This is a genomic window from Tabrizicola sp., assembly GCF_036781545.1.
Classification (GTDB): domain Bacteria; phylum Pseudomonadota; class Alphaproteobacteria; order Rhodobacterales; family Rhodobacteraceae; genus Tabrizicola.
In genome coordinates this window covers 12,327-28,878 of the sequence record NZ_DAIQAT010000002.1, presented here as the reverse complement: position 1 = coordinate 28,878, position 16,552 = coordinate 12,327, and the positions used below count along the sequence as shown (strand labels likewise).

16 protein-coding genes are annotated in these 16,552 nt (G+C 66.9%); 9 read left to right on the top strand and 7 right to left on the bottom strand.

The features are described 5' to 3' along the window. From V7Q39_RS00885 to V7Q39_RS00845, 9 genes are all read left to right on the top strand, one after another. Entirely contained in the window at positions 1–1,626 is a 1,626-nt protein-coding gene (locus tag V7Q39_RS00885; protein ID WP_333814386.1) for a hypothetical protein, read from the top strand. Continuing rightward, positions 1,623–2,186 carry a DUF3726 domain-containing protein gene (locus tag V7Q39_RS00880; RefSeq protein ID WP_333814316.1) on the top strand — a complete coding sequence of 188 codons (564 nt, stop codon included), beginning with the start codon at positions 1,623–1,625 and terminating at the stop codon, positions 2,184–2,186. Before V7Q39_RS00885 ends, V7Q39_RS00880 begins: the two co-directional genes overlap by 4 nt. 176 nt (positions 2,187–2,362) lie before the next feature. Further along, entirely contained in the window at positions 2,363–3,448 is a 1,086-nt protein-coding gene (locus V7Q39_RS00875; RefSeq protein ID WP_333814315.1) for a transporter substrate-binding protein, read from the top strand. After that, entirely contained in the window at positions 3,445–4,047 is a 603-nt protein-coding gene (locus tag V7Q39_RS00870) for an ANTAR domain-containing response regulator (protein WP_333814314.1), read from the top strand. Before V7Q39_RS00875 ends, V7Q39_RS00870 begins: the two co-directional genes overlap by 4 nt. Further along, positions 4,025–4,906, top strand: a complete 882-nt coding sequence (locus V7Q39_RS00865) for an ABC transporter permease (RefSeq protein WP_333814313.1) — start codon at positions 4,025–4,027, stop codon at positions 4,904–4,906. Before V7Q39_RS00870 ends, V7Q39_RS00865 begins: the two co-directional genes overlap by 23 nt. Beyond that, on the top strand, positions 4,906–5,826 hold the full coding sequence (locus tag V7Q39_RS00860) for an ABC transporter permease (RefSeq protein WP_333814312.1): 921 nt from the start codon (positions 4,906–4,908) through the stop codon (positions 5,824–5,826). Before V7Q39_RS00865 ends, V7Q39_RS00860 begins: the two co-directional genes overlap by 1 nt. A gap of 21 nt (positions 5,827–5,847) precedes the next feature. Beyond that, the gene (locus V7Q39_RS00855) at positions 5,848–7,461 is read left to right on the top strand and encodes an ABC transporter substrate-binding protein (RefSeq protein WP_333814311.1); all 1,614 of its coding nucleotides are present in this window, start codon (positions 5,848–5,850) and stop codon (positions 7,459–7,461) included. Continuing rightward, complete coding sequence (locus V7Q39_RS00850; RefSeq protein ID WP_333814310.1) at positions 7,461–8,420, top strand: acetamidase/formamidase family protein; 960 nt, start codon at positions 7,461–7,463, stop codon at positions 8,418–8,420. Before V7Q39_RS00855 ends, V7Q39_RS00850 begins: the two co-directional genes overlap by 1 nt. After that, positions 8,417–10,195, top strand: a complete 1,779-nt coding sequence (locus tag V7Q39_RS00845) for an ABC transporter ATP-binding protein (RefSeq protein WP_333814309.1) — start codon at positions 8,417–8,419, stop codon at positions 10,193–10,195. Before V7Q39_RS00850 ends, V7Q39_RS00845 begins: the two co-directional genes overlap by 4 nt. Here the strand turns inward: V7Q39_RS00845 and V7Q39_RS00840 are convergent. The 7 genes from V7Q39_RS00840 to V7Q39_RS00810 are packed head-to-tail and all read right to left on the bottom strand — an operon-like array spanning position 10,192 to position 16,490. After that, on the bottom strand, positions 10,192–10,998 hold the full coding sequence (locus V7Q39_RS00840) for a 3-methyl-2-oxobutanoate hydroxymethyltransferase (protein WP_333814308.1): 807 nt from the start codon (positions 10,996–10,998) through the stop codon (positions 10,192–10,194). The two genes, V7Q39_RS00845 and V7Q39_RS00840, sit on opposite strands and share 4 nt — an antisense overlap. A 1-nt stretch (position 10,999) precedes the next feature. After that, the gene (locus V7Q39_RS00835) at positions 11,000–11,314 is read right to left on the bottom strand and encodes a MocE family 2Fe-2S type ferredoxin (protein WP_333814307.1); all 315 of its coding nucleotides are present in this window, start codon (positions 11,312–11,314) and stop codon (positions 11,000–11,002) included. Between the two features lie 5 nt (positions 11,315–11,319). Then, positions 11,320–12,447, bottom strand: coding sequence for a fatty acid desaturase family protein (locus tag V7Q39_RS00830; protein ID WP_333814306.1), 1,128 nt, complete (start codon positions 12,445–12,447; stop codon positions 11,320–11,322). 12 nt (positions 12,448–12,459) lie between these two features. Continuing rightward, complete coding sequence (locus V7Q39_RS00825) at positions 12,460–13,644, bottom strand: aldose 1-epimerase family protein (protein WP_333814305.1); 1,185 nt, start codon at positions 13,642–13,644, stop codon at positions 12,460–12,462. A 10-nt stretch (positions 13,645–13,654) separates the two neighbouring features. Continuing rightward, on the bottom strand, positions 13,655–14,683 hold the full coding sequence (locus tag V7Q39_RS00820) for a hydroxyacid dehydrogenase (RefSeq protein ID WP_333814304.1): 1,029 nt from the start codon (positions 14,681–14,683) through the stop codon (positions 13,655–13,657). 33 nt (positions 14,684–14,716) lie between these two features. Further along, the gene (locus V7Q39_RS00815; protein WP_333814303.1) at positions 14,717–15,469 is read right to left on the bottom strand and encodes an ATP-binding cassette domain-containing protein; all 753 of its coding nucleotides are present in this window, start codon (positions 15,467–15,469) and stop codon (positions 14,717–14,719) included. A gap of 1 nt (position 15,470) precedes the next feature. Next, positions 15,471–16,490: an ABC transporter permease gene (locus tag V7Q39_RS00810; RefSeq protein ID WP_333814302.1), complete on the bottom strand. Its 1,020-nt coding sequence runs from the start codon at positions 16,488–16,490 to the stop codon at positions 15,471–15,473. Positions 16,491–16,552: the final 62 nt, after the last annotated feature.

The window sequence follows — 16,552 nt, the reverse complement described above, 5'->3', positions numbered from 1 at the left end:
ATGGTCCAGCCCCGGCATCCCGATGTGGTGATGCGGCTCGCGCGGCTGGGCTCGGCCCATCCGATGCGGCTTTCCTTCCTGCGCATCCTTCTGCGGCGGATGCGGCGCGAGGGCTGGCGCTTCGATCGTCCGGTCTGGCAGATCGACAGCCGCGGCGTGGGCAGGGCAGTCTACCGCGCGCGGGGGCCGGAGCGGACCTATTGCCTCGTCGCCTTCGCCCATGACCTGCCCGAAGAGATGCGCACCGACCGGGTGATCGCCACCGCCTGGGACGCGACCTTCGCCCTCTTCGACGGCGAGCCGTCCGCCGCCGACCTGGACCGCCTGGAACGCAACGTGCCGCTGCAAGAGGCCGGGCGGGTCAGCCGCAAGGAGCTGTCGCTCAGCCGCGCGAACCAGTCGGTACGGCTTTTCCGTCATGTGGTCGACAGCCTGGCCGCAGGACGGCAGCCCGACCCGGCACAGATCGACGCGGTTGGCTATCTGATGCGCACCACCGCGGTCTATGGCTCGGGCAAGTTCGGCGCTGCGGACAGGTCCGAGATCGCCGACCGGCCGGAACTGAGCCCGCCCTTCCAGGCCGAGATGCTGTCGGTCTGGCTGACCCGTGCCTTTACTGTGGATCTGGCCGAGCATCTGGCGACAGCCAGGGGTGGTGCAAAGGCGGTGCGGCTGGATCGCGACCTGCGCCGCCGGCTGGGGGTGGGCAACTCCACCGGCCTCGGTCTTGCGCCCTTCCTGATCCGGCACCCGTTGCTTCTGAACAACTGGATCGCCGCGCGGGAAGAGGCGCTGGTGCGGGTGCGCAGCAAGCCGGATGCCACCCCGGCCGAGATCGCTGCCCTGCATGCCGCGCTGACAAAGGCGCAGGAGAATGCCACGCTGTGGCAGAGCGAGCATCCGGTTCAGCAGGCGAAGCTTGCCGACCTGCGTGCCGATCTGGCCGCTTTGGCGGCGCATCTGCAAACCGGCTGGGCCGAGGAGCCGCACCCTTGGGACGCGCTCTGGCGCTGGGGCGAGCGGCTGTCGCTGGAGGGACAGGAGGCACTGCTGGCGCTGCTGCTGGAGCCCCACGGGCATCTGGTCGACGATCTGGAGAACAGCCTTGCCGCTGATGAGGATGCGGCCTTTGCGTTGGACGGGTCGATGACGCTTGCCACAGTCTCGGCGCTGCTGGCACGCGATTATGCCTGGACGCGGGGCTACGATTTTGCCCGGGACGAGGCGACCGCGCGGTTCTGGTATGTCTCGCAGGAGAAGGCAGAACCCCGGCTCGGTCACCGCCATGCCGAGGAGGGGGCCGAGCGGGAGCAGCCGCTGGACACCGCCCGCGCGGTTCAGGCCTTGCGCCGCGACCTTGATGCCGCAGATCCGGCCCTGACCGTGGGTGCCTTCCTGCGCGCGCATCCGGAACATCGCCACACCTTGCGCCGCGTGCAAACCACCGCTTCCCATCCCTATGCCGAAATCCGCGACAACCTGATCGGCCAGGACCTGCTGCCGATCGACATCCTGCGCTTCAAGCTCGCCTTCTTTGGCGCCACGCGGTTCGACCCGCGCTCGGACCTCTGGGTCCGGATCAGCCTTTTCCAGAACGAACCCTATCCTGACGAGATGCCGCCATGACCGAGCTTTCCAACGCGGAAATTCGCGCACTGGCGGGCAAGGCCGCCCGCGGCGCCGGTCACGACTGGGGCACCTCTGAAGAGGCGGGTTGGGCCGCCGAATGGCTATCTTGCCGTGGCCTGCCTGTGGGCGAATGGCTTTGTGCCTGGCTGGAAGACCCGCTTGGCCCGGGCTGCCCCGTCGCCGCCGGGCTGGCGCTGGCCGAAGGGGGTGGACCACCAGAGGGGCCCTTGCGGGTGCCGGGGCTCCTGCTGCCCTTCCTGCACCGGCTGGGTGCTGCGCAGGGCGCGAGCCTTACGCTGCGTCTGGAGGACGGTACTTCGGCGACGGTTACTTCTGCGGGCGTGGTGCACCTGGCGGGCGCCTTCGGTTCGCACAGCGCCAGACTGTGGATCGAAACCGCACCGCCTGTCGGCTCCGATCCGGCCCCCGCGAAGGACCGCGCGCGGCTGACCGACGCTCAGATGGCCTGTCTGAACGCGCTCGCCCTCTGCTGCATGGTTCCACCCACGGCCCGGTCTCGCGCCGATGCCGGCGCTGGGCAGGACGACAACGACTGACATTCTGGCAAACCGACCAGCTTTCGCGCAAGAAAATGCCTGTGGGGACTTGACCGCTGGCGCGTGCCGCATATCGTCACGGGCAACACTTCGACAAAATGTCACACGGCATTCGGGCCTTGCGCGCAGACCGAGACGGGTCAGCGACAGGCCCTTTTTGGTTTCGGGGGAATCGGGTGAAGCGGCGGATCGAACTGGGTCTCCTGTTGTCGCGCTCGGGCAGCTATTCGCTGATCTCCGAGGCCTGCCGGTCCGGCGCGCTGGCCGCCATCGCCCGGATCGACGCCGACCCGGCGCTGGACCTGAGCTTTGTGCCGGTGGAGCGCGACCCCGGCGGCAATATCGACGCCTATGGTCCGCTTTGCGAGGAAATCCTGCGGGACACCGGGGCGCGGCATGTGGTGGGCTGCATCACCTCATGGAGCCGCAAGGAGGTGATCCCGACGGTGGAGAAATTCGGCGGCACGCTCTGGTATGCGGTGCCTTACGAGGGGTTCGAGGCCTCGGACCATGTGGTCTACACCCATGCCTGTCCCAACCAGCACCTGCTGCCGCTTCTGGATTGGGTGATGCCCGTACATGGGCGGCGGGCTTACCTGACCGGCTCGAATTACATCTGGGGCTGGGAGATGAACCGGCTGGCGCGGGAGCGGATCACGGCGGCGGGGGGCGAGGTGCTGGGCGAGCGCTACCTGCCCATCGGCTCGCGCGAGGTGGGGCGGATGATCGAGGAGGTGCGGTTCGCGCGGCCGGATTTCATCCTGAACTCGCTGATCGGGCCGTCTTCCTATGACTTCATGGCAGCTTATCATGCGCTGGGGCTGGAAGACGCGGCGTTCCTGCCTGAGAATTGCCCGGTTCTGTCGTGTAACGTAACGGAATGCGAATTGCCGGCGCTGGGGCAGGCGGCCGAGGGGCTGGTGGCGGCAGGACCTTATTTCCGGGGTGTGCCGGGTTGGCCGGGGGCGGGGAACTTCGCGTCCTCGCATGAGGCGGCGGCGTTTGCGGCGGTGATGGAACTGGCGCGGCTTCTGGCCGGGCGCGAGGGGGCGGAGAACTGGCCTCTGTCGCAGTTGCTGGCGGGGGACCGGGGCAGGGGCATCGTCGATCCCGAGACGCATCATACGGTCCTGCCAGTGATCATCGCGCGCGTCGAGGGCGGCGTCTTCCGGCCGATCAAGCGCTGGGAGGCGGTGGCGGGGGATCCTTACCTCACGCGCAGCCGACAGAGCCCCGCGCCGGTCTTGCGGGTGGTGTCATGAAGCGCCGTCCGATCCGCATCCCGAACCTCGGCGGCGCACAGGCGATCATTCTGCATCGCCCACATCCGACGGTGCAGGCGCTGACCCGGCAACTGGCCGCCATCGGGCTGGCGGTGACGCAGGCCTGGCCGGAGCTGGGGCCCGAGGCGCTGGCGGCGGACTACATCTTCTTCGACGCCGACATGGGGCACGATGGGATGTTCCCTTGGGATGCCGGGCAGCCGCCGATCCCGATGATCGCGCTGATCGGATCCGAAGCGCCGGGGCGGATCGAATGGTCGCTGAAGGCGGGGTCACATGCGCAGCTTCTGAAGCCGGTGGGGGACAGCGGAGCCTATTCGGCGCTCTTGATCGCGCGGGACGCCTTCGATGCGCAGAAGGCGCTGTCGGCAGAAATCGCCGATCTGCGGCGTCGGCTGGACGAGCGGCAGACCGTGGTCCGCGCGGTGACACTCCTGGCGGCACGGGGCAAGACCGAGGCCGAGGCTTACGGCCAGTTGCGTCAGATGGCTATGGCCTGGCGGATCAGTTTCGAGGATGCGGCGGCGCGGATCGTGGTGGCGCAGGGGGGCAGGGATGGCCGATCTGAGCGCGGGTGAGGCTGCGCCGTCCGGCGCGCTGGCCCGCCTGCTGCGGCGGAAGATGGCGCTGTTCGGGCTGGCGATCATTGCGCTGGTGGTAGCCGGGGCGGTCTTTGCCCCCTGGATCGCCCCCTTCGCCCCGAACGACCAGATGTTCGATGGCCTTACCCTGGAAGGTGCGCCGATGCCGCCGGGGGGCAAGTTCCTGATGGGGACCGACCTTCTAGGCCGCGATCTCTTCAGCCGCCTTCTTTATGGCGCGCAGACCTCGCTGGTCATCGGGGTGGTGGCGAACGGCCTCGCGCTGGTCATCGGCACCCTGGTCGGGATCACCGCCGGGTTCTTCCGGGGCTGGATCGGTGGCATATTGATGCGCTTCACAGACCTGATGATGGCCTTCCCGGCGCTGCTGTTGGCGATCTGCCTGGCGGCGATCTTTCAGCCCTCGCTCTGGATCGTCGCACTGGTCATCGCTCTGGTGAACTGGGTGCAGACGGCGCGGGTGATCTATACCGAGACCTCGTCGCTGGCCACGCGCGACTTCATCGCGGCGGAGCGGACGCTAGGGGCATCGACCTCCCGCATCCTCTTCCGCCACATCCTGCCGCATCTTTTGCCGACGATCATCGTCTGGGGGACGTTGGGGATTTCGACAACGGTGCTTCTGGAGGCGACGCTTTCGTTTCTGGGGATTGGCGTGCAGCCGCCCACGGCAAGCTGGGGCAACATCATCTTCGAGAACCAGACTTATTTTCAGACCGCGCCCTGGCTGGTCTTCATCCCCGGCGCGGCGATCATCCTGCTGGCGCTGGCCTTCAATCTGGTGGGCGACGCCTTGCGAGATGTGCTGGATCCGACGCAAAGGGGGCGCGACTGATGGCGGCCTATCTGATCCGGCGCCTCGTGCAGGCGGTGCTGATCCTTCTCGGCGTCAGCTTCATCACCTTCTTCCTGCTCTACGTCCTGCCCGCCGACCCGGTCCGCCAGATCGCCGGACGGTCGGCGACCGCCCAGACGGTCGAGAACATCCGCGAGCAGCTCGGTCTCGACCGGCCCTTCGTGGTGCAATACGCGCGCTACCTAGGCGCGCTGGTGCAGGGCGACATGGGGCGGAGCTATCTGCAAAAGACCGAAGTGGCCGAGCTGATCCTGTCGCGGCTGCCCGCCACCCTTTTGCTGATGGTCGCGGCGATCTTCTGCGAGCTGGTGCTGGGCCTGACGATGGGGATCGTCGCCGCGCTGTGGCGGGGCCGGGCGGTGGATCAGACACTGATGATCACCTCTTTCGTCACCGTCTCGGCCCCGCAGTTCGTGGTGAGCCTGCTGCTGCTTTACGTCTTCGCGGTGAAGCTGGGCTGGTTCCCGATCGGCGGCTACGGGACCTTTGCTCATCTGGTGCTGCCCGCGGTGACTCTCGGGATTCTCGGCTCTGGCTGGTATTCCCGGATGATGCGGTCCAGCATGATCGACGTCCTGCGCGCTGACTATATCCGCACCGCGCGGGCCAAGGGGCTGACCCGTGTGCGGATCGTACTGCGCCATGCCCTGCCGAATGCCATCCTGCCGATTATCGCGATGATCGGGATCGACATCGGCGTCTTCATGGGCGGGATCGTGGTGGTGGAAAGCGTGTTCGGCTGGCCCGGCATCGGACAGCTGGCTTGGCAGGCGATCCAGCGCGTCGACATCCCGATCATCATGGGCGTCACATTGGTCTCGGCCTGCGCCATCGTGCTGGGCAATCTGTTGGCCGACCTAATCGCCCCCTTCATCGACCCCAGAATCCGACTTCGCTGAACACCCAACAGGAGAGAGACAATGAAGAACCTGCTCGCCTCGACCGCCGTGATGCTGGCGCTGGCCCTGCCCGGCCTTGCACAGGACTATTCGCCCGACCCGAACGCCAAGCCGGGCGGCACGATCACCATCACCTACAAGGACGACGTGGCGACGCTGGACCCCGCCATCGGCTATGACTGGCAGAACTGGTCGATGATCAAGTCCCTGTTCGACGGGCTGATGGACTATGTGCCGGGCACCACGACGCTGCGGCCCGGTCTGGCGGAAAGCTATGAGATCTCCGGCGACGGGCTGGTCTACACCTTCCACCTGCGGCCCGGGGTCAAGTTCCACAACGGGCGCGAGATGACGGCCGAAGACGTGAAATACTCGCTGGACCGGGTGACCAACCCCGCGACCCAGTCGCCCGGCGCGGGGTTCTTCGGCTCCATCGCGGGTTTTGAGAACGCGGGCGACGGCGGGCTTTCTGGGGTCGAGGTGGTCGACCCGGCCACGGTGAAGATCACGCTGACCCGTCCCGACGCGACCTTCCTGCATGTCATGGCGCTGAACTTCTCCTTTGTCGTGCCGAAGGAGGTGGTCGAGGCCGAAGGGGCCGATTTCGGCAAGAAGCCGGTCGGAACCGGGGCCTTCAAACTGACAGAATGGACGCTGGGCCAGCGGCTCGTCTTCGAGAAGAACCCCGACTACTGGATCGCGGGCGTACCCTATCTGGACAGCTTCACCGTCGAAGTGGGGCAGGAGCCGGTCGTGGCGCTGTTGCGTCTGCAGAACGGCGAGGTGGACATTCCCGGCGACGGCATTCCGCCCGCCAAGTTCACCGAGGTGATGGGCGATCCGGCGCAGGCCGCGCGGGTGGTGGTCGGCGGGCAACTCCATACCGGCTATGTTACGATGAACGTCACCACGCCGCCCTTCGACAAGCTTGAAGTGCGCAAGGCCGTCAACATGGCGATCAACAAGGAGCGGATCACCCAGATCATCAACGGCCGCGCGGTGCCCGCGACGCAGCCGCTGCCGCCCTCGATGCCGGGCTATACCGAGGGTTATGCGGGCTATCCCTATGACCCTGAGGGCGCGAAGGCGCTTTTGGCCGAGGCGGGGCTGGCCGACGGCTTCGAGACCGAACTTTACGTCATGAACACCGACCCGAACCCGCGGATTGCCCAAGCCATCCAGCAGGATCTGGCGGCCATCGGGATCAAGGCCAACCTCCAGAACCTCGCCCAGGCCAATGTGATCGAAGCCGGGGGCGCGGGCACGGCGCCGATGATCTGGTCGGGCGGCATGGGCTGGATCGCCGACTTCCCCGACCCGTCCAACTTCTACGGCCCGATCCTCGGCTGCGCGGGCGCGGCAGAGGGCGGCTGGAACTGGGCGAAGTTCTGCGACGAGGCGCTGGACGCCAAGGCCATCGAGGCCGACAGCATGTTCGACCCGGCCAAGGCCGAGGACCGGCTGAAGCTCTGGTCCGACGTCTATATGGGGGTGATGGACAAGGCCCCCTGGGTCCCGGTCTTCAACGAAGAGCGCTACACGATGAAATCGGAACGGATGGGCGGCGAGGATGCGCTTTACGTCGATCCGGTGTCGATCCCGGTCAACTATGACTACGTCTGGGTCAAACAGTAATGTGCAAGGCCTGCGACTACACGATCCACGGCGCGCAGCATCATTTCGGCTGGGACAACTCCCTGCCGCCAGCGTTGCGCGTCGCGCCGGGCTCGACCATCGAGTTCCATTGTCAGGATTCCTCGGCGGGCCAGCTTGGCCCGTCGTCCACTGTGCAAAGCGTAGTCGATCTGGACTTCGGCAAGATCAACCCGGTGTCGGGACCGATCTATGTCGACGGGGCCAAGCCGGGCGACGTGCTGAAGGTGACGCTGGAGGGGTTCCAGCCCAAGGTGTTCGACGGCAAGGGCTTCGGCTGGACCGCGAATATCCCCGGTTTCGGGCTGCTTGCCGACCAGTTCACCGACCCGGCGTTGTGCCTGTGGTCCTATGACCCCGCCAGCATGGAACCGGCGCTTTGGGGCAAGTCGGCCCGTGTGCCCTTGAAGCCATTCAGCGGCACCATCGGCAATGCACCTGCCGAGGCGGGCCTGCACTCCGTCGTCCCGCCCCGGCGGGTGGGTGGCAACCTCGACATCCGCGACCTGACTTCGGGCGTGACGCTGTACCTGCCAGTCGAGGTGGAGGGAGCCCTGTTCAGCGTGGGTGACACCCATGCGGCGCAGGGTGATGGCGAGGTCTGCGGGACGGCGATCGAGTCGCCGATGAACGTGGTGCTGACGCTGGATCTGGTGAAGAACCAGCCTTTGAAGACCCCGCGCTTCACCACGCCGGGGCCGGTGACGCGGCACCTGGACGCCAAGGGCTATGAGGCGACGACGGGGATCGGGCCGGACCTGATGACCGCTGCCCGCGATGCGGTGGCGGGTATGGTCGACCTGCTGACGGCGCAGCAGGGCATTTCGGCGGTGGATGCCTACATGCTGTGTTCGGTCTGTGGTGATCTGCGCATCTCGGAGATCGTCGACATGCCGAACTGGGTGGTCAGCTTCTACTTCCCCCGGGTCGTCTTCGAATGACACTGGCGGAAGCCCTGCCAACCTCCGGGGCTGTGACGGCCCCGGAGCAGGTGCTGCGGGTGGAAGGCCTGTGCGTCTCGGTCCGCACGGAGGGCGGGTTGAAGCCGCTGGTGCAGGACCTGTCCTTCACGCTGGCGAAGGGCGAGACGCTGGCCATCGCGGGGGAAAGCGGGTCGGGCAAGTCCATCACCTCGCTCGCGATCATGGGGCTTCTGCCGCCACCTGCCGTGCGGGTGACGGGGGGGCGGGTGCTGCTGGGCGGAGAGAACCTGATCGGTCTGCCCGAACCGGCGCTGCGGGCGGTGCGCGGCGACCGGATCGCAATGATCTTCCAGGAGCCGATGACCAGCCTGAACCCGGTGATGACGGTGGGGGCGCAACTGATCGAGGCGATCCGCGCGCATGAGCCGGTCAGCCGGGCCGACGCAAGCAAGCGCGCGGTCGAGGCACTGCGCGCGGTGCGGCTGTCCGAACCCGACCGGCGGATGGGGCAGTATCCACATGAGCTGTCGGGGGGAATGCGTCAGCGGGTGATGATCGCCATGGCGCTGGCGTTGAAGCCGCAGGTGCTGATTGCCGATGAACCAACCACCGCGCTGGACGTGACGGTGCAGCGCGAGGTGCTGGACCTCTTGCGCGACCTGCAACGGCAGATGGGGACGGCGATCATCCTGATCACGCATGACATGGGCGTGGTGGCGGAAATGGCCGACCGGGTGATCGTGATGAAGGCCGGGCGGCAGGTGGAAGCCGCGACGACTGCCGACATCTTCACCCGGCCGCAAGCCGACTATACCCGCGCCCTGCTGGCCGCTGTCCCGCGCATGGGGCAGGGGGTGGCGCGCGCGCCCGTGACCTCGGACCCCGTCGCCCGGCTGGAGGATGTGGTCGTCCGCTACCCCCTGCGCGGTGGGCTGCTGGGCGGGGTGACACGGAATGTCCACGCCGTCGAGCATGTGAGCTTCGAGATCCGGCGGGGCGAGACCTTCGCGCTGGTGGGCGAATCCGGCTGCGGCAAGTCGACCATCGCCAAGGCGCTGGTCGGGCTGGCGCCTCACAGTGGGCGGATCGAGATTGCCGGGCAGGCTTTGGGCGGGCTGGACCCTCAGGGCCAGAAGGCGATGCGCCGCCGCGTGCAGATGGTGTTCCAGGACCCGATGGCCGCGCTGAACCCCCGGATGCGGGTGGGCGAGCTGATCGCAGAGCCGCTTCTGATCCACGGGCTCGGCACCCCCGCCGACCGCCGCGCCAAAGCGGCCGACCTGATGGCACGGGTCGGACTGGAGGCCGGTCACCTCGACCGCTACCCGCACGAGTTTTCTGGCGGGCAGCGGCAGCGCATCTGCATTGCCCGCGCGCTGGCGCTGCAACCTGATCTGATCATCGCCGACGAAAGCGTCAGCGCATTGGACGTGTCGGTCCAGGCGCGGGTCCTCGACCTGCTCCGGGCGCTGCAGTCGGAATTCGGCATGTCCTATCTCTTCATCAGCCACGACATGGCGGTGGTCGACAATATCTCGGACCGGGTCGGGGTGATGTATCTGGGCCAGATCGTCGAGCTTGGCACCCGCGCGCAGATCTTCGGCAATCCGCAGCATCCCTACACCCGCCGCTTGATCGAGGCGGTGCCGGTTCCCGATCCGTCGCACAAGCGCGCCGCGGCCCCACGCCAAACCGCCGAAGTGCCAAGCCCGCTGCACCCGCCCGGCCAGGAGCCCCCGCGAGTGATCCTGCGCGACATCGGCGGCGGGCATCTCGTCGGCAGCGTTTCCTAAGGCGTTGGTCCGAGACTCTCCCTGAACTTCGCCAACTCGCTCCTGTCCATATGCAGGATGTAGCGATCTTCAGGAAAGCTGCCGCTCTCCACATCCTTGCGGAACTCGGTGAAAGCCGCCACCCGTTCGCGCTGCAGCCGGTCGTATTCGGCCGCGAAATTGCGATAGACCTTGGAGTGGCGCGGCATCTTGTCCCTGTGTTCGCCTAGGATGTCCATCGCGAAAAGGTACTGCGCGTCGCAGCCCGCGCCCGATCCCATCGACCACAGCAGCAGGCGGTCCATCCGGCGGCTGATCTCGGTCGCCACTTCCTCGGGCACCACCTCGATCTCGACCGCGAAGGCCCCCGCCGCCTCATAGGCCTGACATTCCCTGTAGAGCGCCAGCGCCTGATCCGCCGTCTTGCCCACCGCGCGGAAGCCGCCGGTCCAGGTGGCACGGCTGGGCACCAGCCCCACATGGCCGACGACCGGAATATGTTCCGAAGCGAGGTAACGCACCGTGTCCATGCCGCCCGAGCAATAGACCGCATCCGCCCCCGCCGACAGAAGCTTGCCGCAAAGCCGCAGGTAGTCGTCACGCGTGCCCGCCCCCAGGTGATCCATGCCGGACATGGAGAACAGCGTCGGCGCGACCTTGCGGTAGGACGGGTCCAGCACCAGGTCCGGCGGGACGGAGACCACGTCGATCCCGGCTTCCTCGGCCGCCGCCGCCTCATCCAGGGTGAAGACGCGCAGCATCGTCAACTGCCGCTTGCCCTTCCAGGCACGCAGGTCGGCGACGGTGGGGCGGGTGCGGGCCATGTCAGTCCTCCAGTCCGATCTCGATCATCTCGCCCACCACGCGCACCGGATGGGTCCTCAGCGCGGTCACGCAGGGCAGCCGCTGCGCCTCTCCGGTCTTGTAGTTGAAGCGGCCGTTGTGCTTCGGACATTCGATCTCGTCCCCCATCACCAGCCCGTCGCAGAGATGCACCTGTTCATGGGTGCAGAGCCCGTCGGTCGCGAAGACGGCGCCCGCCTCATCGCGGTAGATCGCATAGGTCCTGCCGCCGTGATCGAAGCGGAGCAGGTCCTCGGGGTCGATGTCGTCCAGCGCACAGGCGGAAACCCACTGCATTGCGGTCACTCCTTCAGTCCGTCGCGGTCGGGGATGGTCTGGTGCAGCTCTTCGCGATAGGGGCGTGCGGTGGGCGGCAGGGTCTTCTTCAGGAAATACCCCTTCTCGCGCCGCTGCCTCAGGATCGCCGGAACCATCTCGGCAAAGGCCGCCGGGATCGACCGGGTCGGCGCGGGCAGGTCGGCCTTGATCACCTCATGCAGCCGAGGCAGCGCGTGGTAGGGCACCATCGGGAACATGTGGTGTTCGACATGGTAGTTCATGTTCCAGTAGATGAACCGGCTGACCGGGTTCATCAGGCAGGTCCGGCTGTTCAGCCGGTGGTCCAGCACATCCTCGGCCAGGCCCCCGTGCTGGATCATGCCGGTCATGAACATGTGCCAGGCCCCGTAGATGCGGGGGCCGCCGATCAGCATGACCGGGATGAACGACTGCCAGGCAACCGCTGCGATGAGGGTGACGGCATAGATCGCCACATGCACCCGCGCCCAGAAGATCGCCTTGCCGACCTCGGCCTCGGGAATGTAGTTGCGCTCGTCCGGGGTCAGGATACCTGCGGCGTTGCGAACCAGCACCTTCATCCACTGCCAGATGTCGACGATGCCGATGAAATGCAGGATGTTCAGCAGGATCGAGGCCGGGTGCATGAAGGCGATCTCGGCATCGCGGCCGACGATGATCGTGTCGGTGTGGTGGCGCGCATGGCTCCAGCGCCAGGACACCGGGTTGCGCATCACCATGAAGCTGGCGATTTGGTAGACGACATCGTTCATCCAGGGCGTGCGGAACGCGGTGCCATGGCCGCATTCGTGCCAGCGGCTGTCGCAGGCCGAGCCGTAGAGCACGCCATAGACCGCCCAGAAGGGCACGCACCACCAGTTGCCCCAGAAATAAATGCCGCCCGCGGCGGTCAGGACCAGAAGGCCCAGCCAGATCAGCGTGTCGCGGATCGCCGGGCCGTCGCGGCGCTGCATCAGACCCTTCATCACCTTGCGCGGCACTTCGGAGTGATACCATTCGGCCGAGGCCAGCCCGCGTTCGATCGCCAGCGCCGCGCTTGGCCCGGTCAGCGAGTAGTCGCGGCGTTCGACAAGGGGTCGGGGGCGGTCCACAAGGGTCTGGTCAGTGGGCATGGGTTTCTCCGGTCATCGGATCGGCGCAGGAACGGTCAGCGGACGGAAATCGCCCGAGGGTGTGGGATAGGGGTCATCGGGTTGCCGGGTGATGGCCCGGATGCGGGCCTCGGCCCCGGCCAGCGCCGCCGCCCCGTCCAGCACGGTGAAACGGGCGTCGTAGCGGCGGTCCTCGCCCGCGGTCAGCCAGATCATCTCGCCCCTCTCCCGCGCGGCGGCGTCGCCAAGGACATGGTGGGTCGAGGGTTCGATGCCGAAGCCATAGGCCCCGGCCTGGAAATGCTGCCATTCGTACAGGCAAGGCAGCTGGTCCTTGCGGGTGGTCACTTGCAGGCCCAAGCCCAGCCGGTCGTTCAGCAGCGCCACCGGCACCTCGCCCTGCGCATCGGCAGCGGTCTCATGCTGCCAGACCTGCTCGGCGAACCGGTCCTGCGGGGCGGGGACCAGCGCATAGCCGGTGCCTTGGTCACGATAGCGCGCGGCATGGGCGGCCCAAACCACATCGGCAATCGGCGCGACATAGCGCGCGCCTTCCGCCAGCAGCGGCGCGCCGAGGTTGACGTGGTAGAAGAACATGTGCGGCGTGGGCGCGAAACCTTCGTTCACCACCTGATCCGTCAGGCGGATTTCATGGCCACCCAGATCGGCCTCGATCCGCCGCGTCAGGACCAGATGCTCGCCGAAGGTCGTCGCCTGCCGGACCGTGCCTTCGGCCCAGAGGATGCAGCGGTCGCCCTCCCAGCGTTCGCCATAGCCGGTCAGCCGCGCGGGGATATTGGCGATGCGGCCATGCAGCCCGTGGCGCTTGGTGCTTACGCCGGGATGGCCGTAGTGGCTGGCGTCCACCTCTTCCGGGCCGAGGATATGATCCAGCCCGCACGTGACGAGAAAGCCGGTGAAGCTGCGCGCCCAGCCGAAGCCGCCCTCGCCTTCCGGTTCGTGCAAGGCCGGGAACCGCAGCCCCGAAGGCCCATGCCAGCCCAGTGAGGCGCCGCGCCATTCCACCTCGGCAATGTCCATCGCCCGGTCGACCAGAACGGTGAAACGCAAGCCTTGGCCGGTGCGGAACTCCAGCAGCCGGATGCCGCGCTCGGTGCCGTCGGCCAGCTCCATCAGCCGCACCCCGCCATAGGCGCCCAACTGGCCGGACCGCCGCCGTATGTCGTCACGCGTCAGGGTTTCGCCGAAAAGCTCCATGCCCCGCCCCTCAGCAGCCGGAGACCGGCGTGGCGGCAACCGGCATCGATCGCATCTGCGCCACCGTCTCCGGCTCCGCCCGGCGGCAGGCCACCGGTGGCAGGCGGCGGGCGATCAGGTCCATGTCCTCCAGTACCCGTGTCCCGATCTCGCGCAGCGCGAAGGTCAGCGCCCCGGCCCGGTGCGGCGAGAAAAGCATGTTCGGCACGGCGCGGAGCGGGTCGTCCTTGGGCAGGGGTTCCACCGGGAAGACATCGGTCGCCACCCGGATGCGCCCCGAGGCCGCCCCTTCCGTCAGCGCCCCGAAATCCGCCGCTGCCGCCCGCGACATGAGGAGCAGCATCGCGCCCGGCTGCATCAGCGCCAGAGCGCACGCGTCGATCATCCCGGCGTTCGCGGTGGTGATCGTGGCCATGACGAAGACGAAGCGGTTGCCCGCCATCAGGTCATCGAACCCCACCGGCTCCACCCCCAGCCGCTTCAGGTGGCCGGGCGGCAGCCACGGGTCGAAGACCTGCACCCGGCAGCCGAAGGGGGTCAGCAGGCGGTAGAGCGCCCGGCCCAGATCGCCGAAGCCGATGATCCCGACCGTTGACCCCGCCAGCAGTTCGGATTGCTTGTTCCCCTCGAACAGCCACTTTTCCTGTCCGGTCAGGAAGGCCGCATGTTCGCCATGGATGTTCCGCGCCAAGGACAGCGCCATGCCAAGCGCCATCTCGGCCACCGGGGCGGCAAAGACCGCGCCGGGGGCCAGCACATGAATGCCGCGCCGGAAGCATTCGGCATAATCCACATTAGGCAGGAAATTCGTCTCGACGTTGAAGATCGCCCGCAGCTTCGGCGCCATGGCCAGCCGGTCGGCCTCCATCGCCTGCTGCGAGATCAGGATCTCCGTCCCGGGCAGATGCTCGGCATAGAAAGCCGCGCGGTCCTGGCCCTGCCACTCGGCCACGTCATAGCGCGACCGCAAGTCTGCAAGCGCCTCGGCCGAGAAGATTTCATCCGTTGCCCGAGGGTCCGGATCGTAAAGCACCCGCATCATTTGCTCCTTCGGATCGCGGCCCGCCCCTGTTCAGACCAGGATATGGTCGCCGGTGATCACGTCCTCGACATCCTGGATCGAAGAGGTCTTCGGGCTCAGGTCATCCGCCACCACGGTGCCCCGCCGCATCACCACCATCCGGTCGACCACCTGAAAGACATGGTGGATGTTGTGGGCGATGAAGATGCAGGAATGACCGGTATCCCGCGCCTCGCGGACGAAGCGCAGGACGCCCTGCGTCTCGGCCACGCCAAGGTTGTTGGTCGGCTCGTCCAGGATGATCAGGTCGCTGTCGAAATACATCGCACGGGCGATGGCCACCGCCTGCCGCTCGCCCCCGGACAAGGAACCTATGGGCGTGGTCGGCGGGATGTTCTTCGAGATGCCCACCCGCTTCAGCAGGTCCGCCGCCACCTCGTTCATCCGGTTCAGGTCCAGCTTGCCCAGCCGCCCGGTCGTCAACTCGCGGCCCAGGAATAGATTCCGCGCGATGGACAGCTGCGGCACCAGCGCCGAATCCTGGTAGATCGTCTCGATCCCCGCCGCGATGGCATCGTTGGTCGAGGTCATCGTTACCGGCTTGCCCTTGATGCGGATTTCGCCCGACGTATAGGGCACCGCCCCAGACAGCACCTTGATCAGCGTGGATTTCCCGGCGCCGTTGTCACCCAGAAGGCCCACGATCTCGCCCCTCTGGATCGTCAGGTTCACGTCGCGCAACGCATGGACGCGGCCATAGGATTTTTCGATATGCCGCATCTCGACAAGGGGAGTATCGCTCATCTCAGACCCCCGCATTGTGCCGGCGCTCCAGCGCGGCGTGCAGTGCCATCATCCCCAGGATGATCGCCCCGATGAAGATGTTGTAAGCCAGCCCCGGCACCCCGATCAGCACGATGCCGTTGCGCATCAGCCGCAGGATCAGCACACCCAGTACTGTGCCGATGATCGTGCCGCGCCCGCCGGTCAGGACGGTGCCGCCGATCACCACCATGGCGATGACCTCCAGCTCATAGCCGGTGCCGGAGTTCGGGTTGGCGGCGGAAACCCGGATCGACGAGATGATCCCCGCCAGCGCCGCCATGGCCGAGGACAGCATGAACAGGATTACCTTGGTGCGCTGGATCGGAACCCCCCGGTTGCGCGCCGCGCCAGGGTTGCCGCCGGTGGCCTGGATCCAGTTGCCGAACCGGGTCCGGGTCAAGAGATGGTGGAAGATCGCGGCCAGGACGATGAACCAGATCAGGCTCATGTATATGCGCAGCCCGCCGATGTAGAAGTCGCCCACCAGAAGCTTGGCCAGCCATTGCTCGCCCGCGTCCCAGGTGCGCTGCGGAAAGCCCGAGGTCAGCCACAGGGCCGCGCCGCGCACCACCAGCAGCATCCCCAAGGTGACGAGGAAGGACGGTATGCCCAGCCGGGTGACGAACAACCCTGAGAAAAGCCCGATACACAAGGCGACCAGCATCGCCACCACGAAGGCCGCAGGCAGCGGCATGATCCCGGCGTTGAAGAAGGCCCACATCACCACCGGCGCGAAGCCGAAGACCGAGCCCACGGACAGGTCGAACTCTCCCGCCGTCATGAGCAGTGTCATCGCCAGCGCGATCAGGCCCAGCTCGACCGTGAAGGTCAGCGCGTTGCCGACGTTGTTCAGCGACAGGAAGGTCGGATTGATCGCCGTGAAGACGACGAGCATCGCCACCAGCAGCACCAGCGGCCCGAACTCCGGCTTGGCGATGAAGCGCTTCAGCGCACCCGGCTCTGGGGGATGCGCGGCGGTCAGGGTTGACGGGTTGGACATGCCGGTTCCTGGGGAATGGAAGGGTTGGGCCGCCCGCAACGGGGACGGGCGGCCTGGATTAG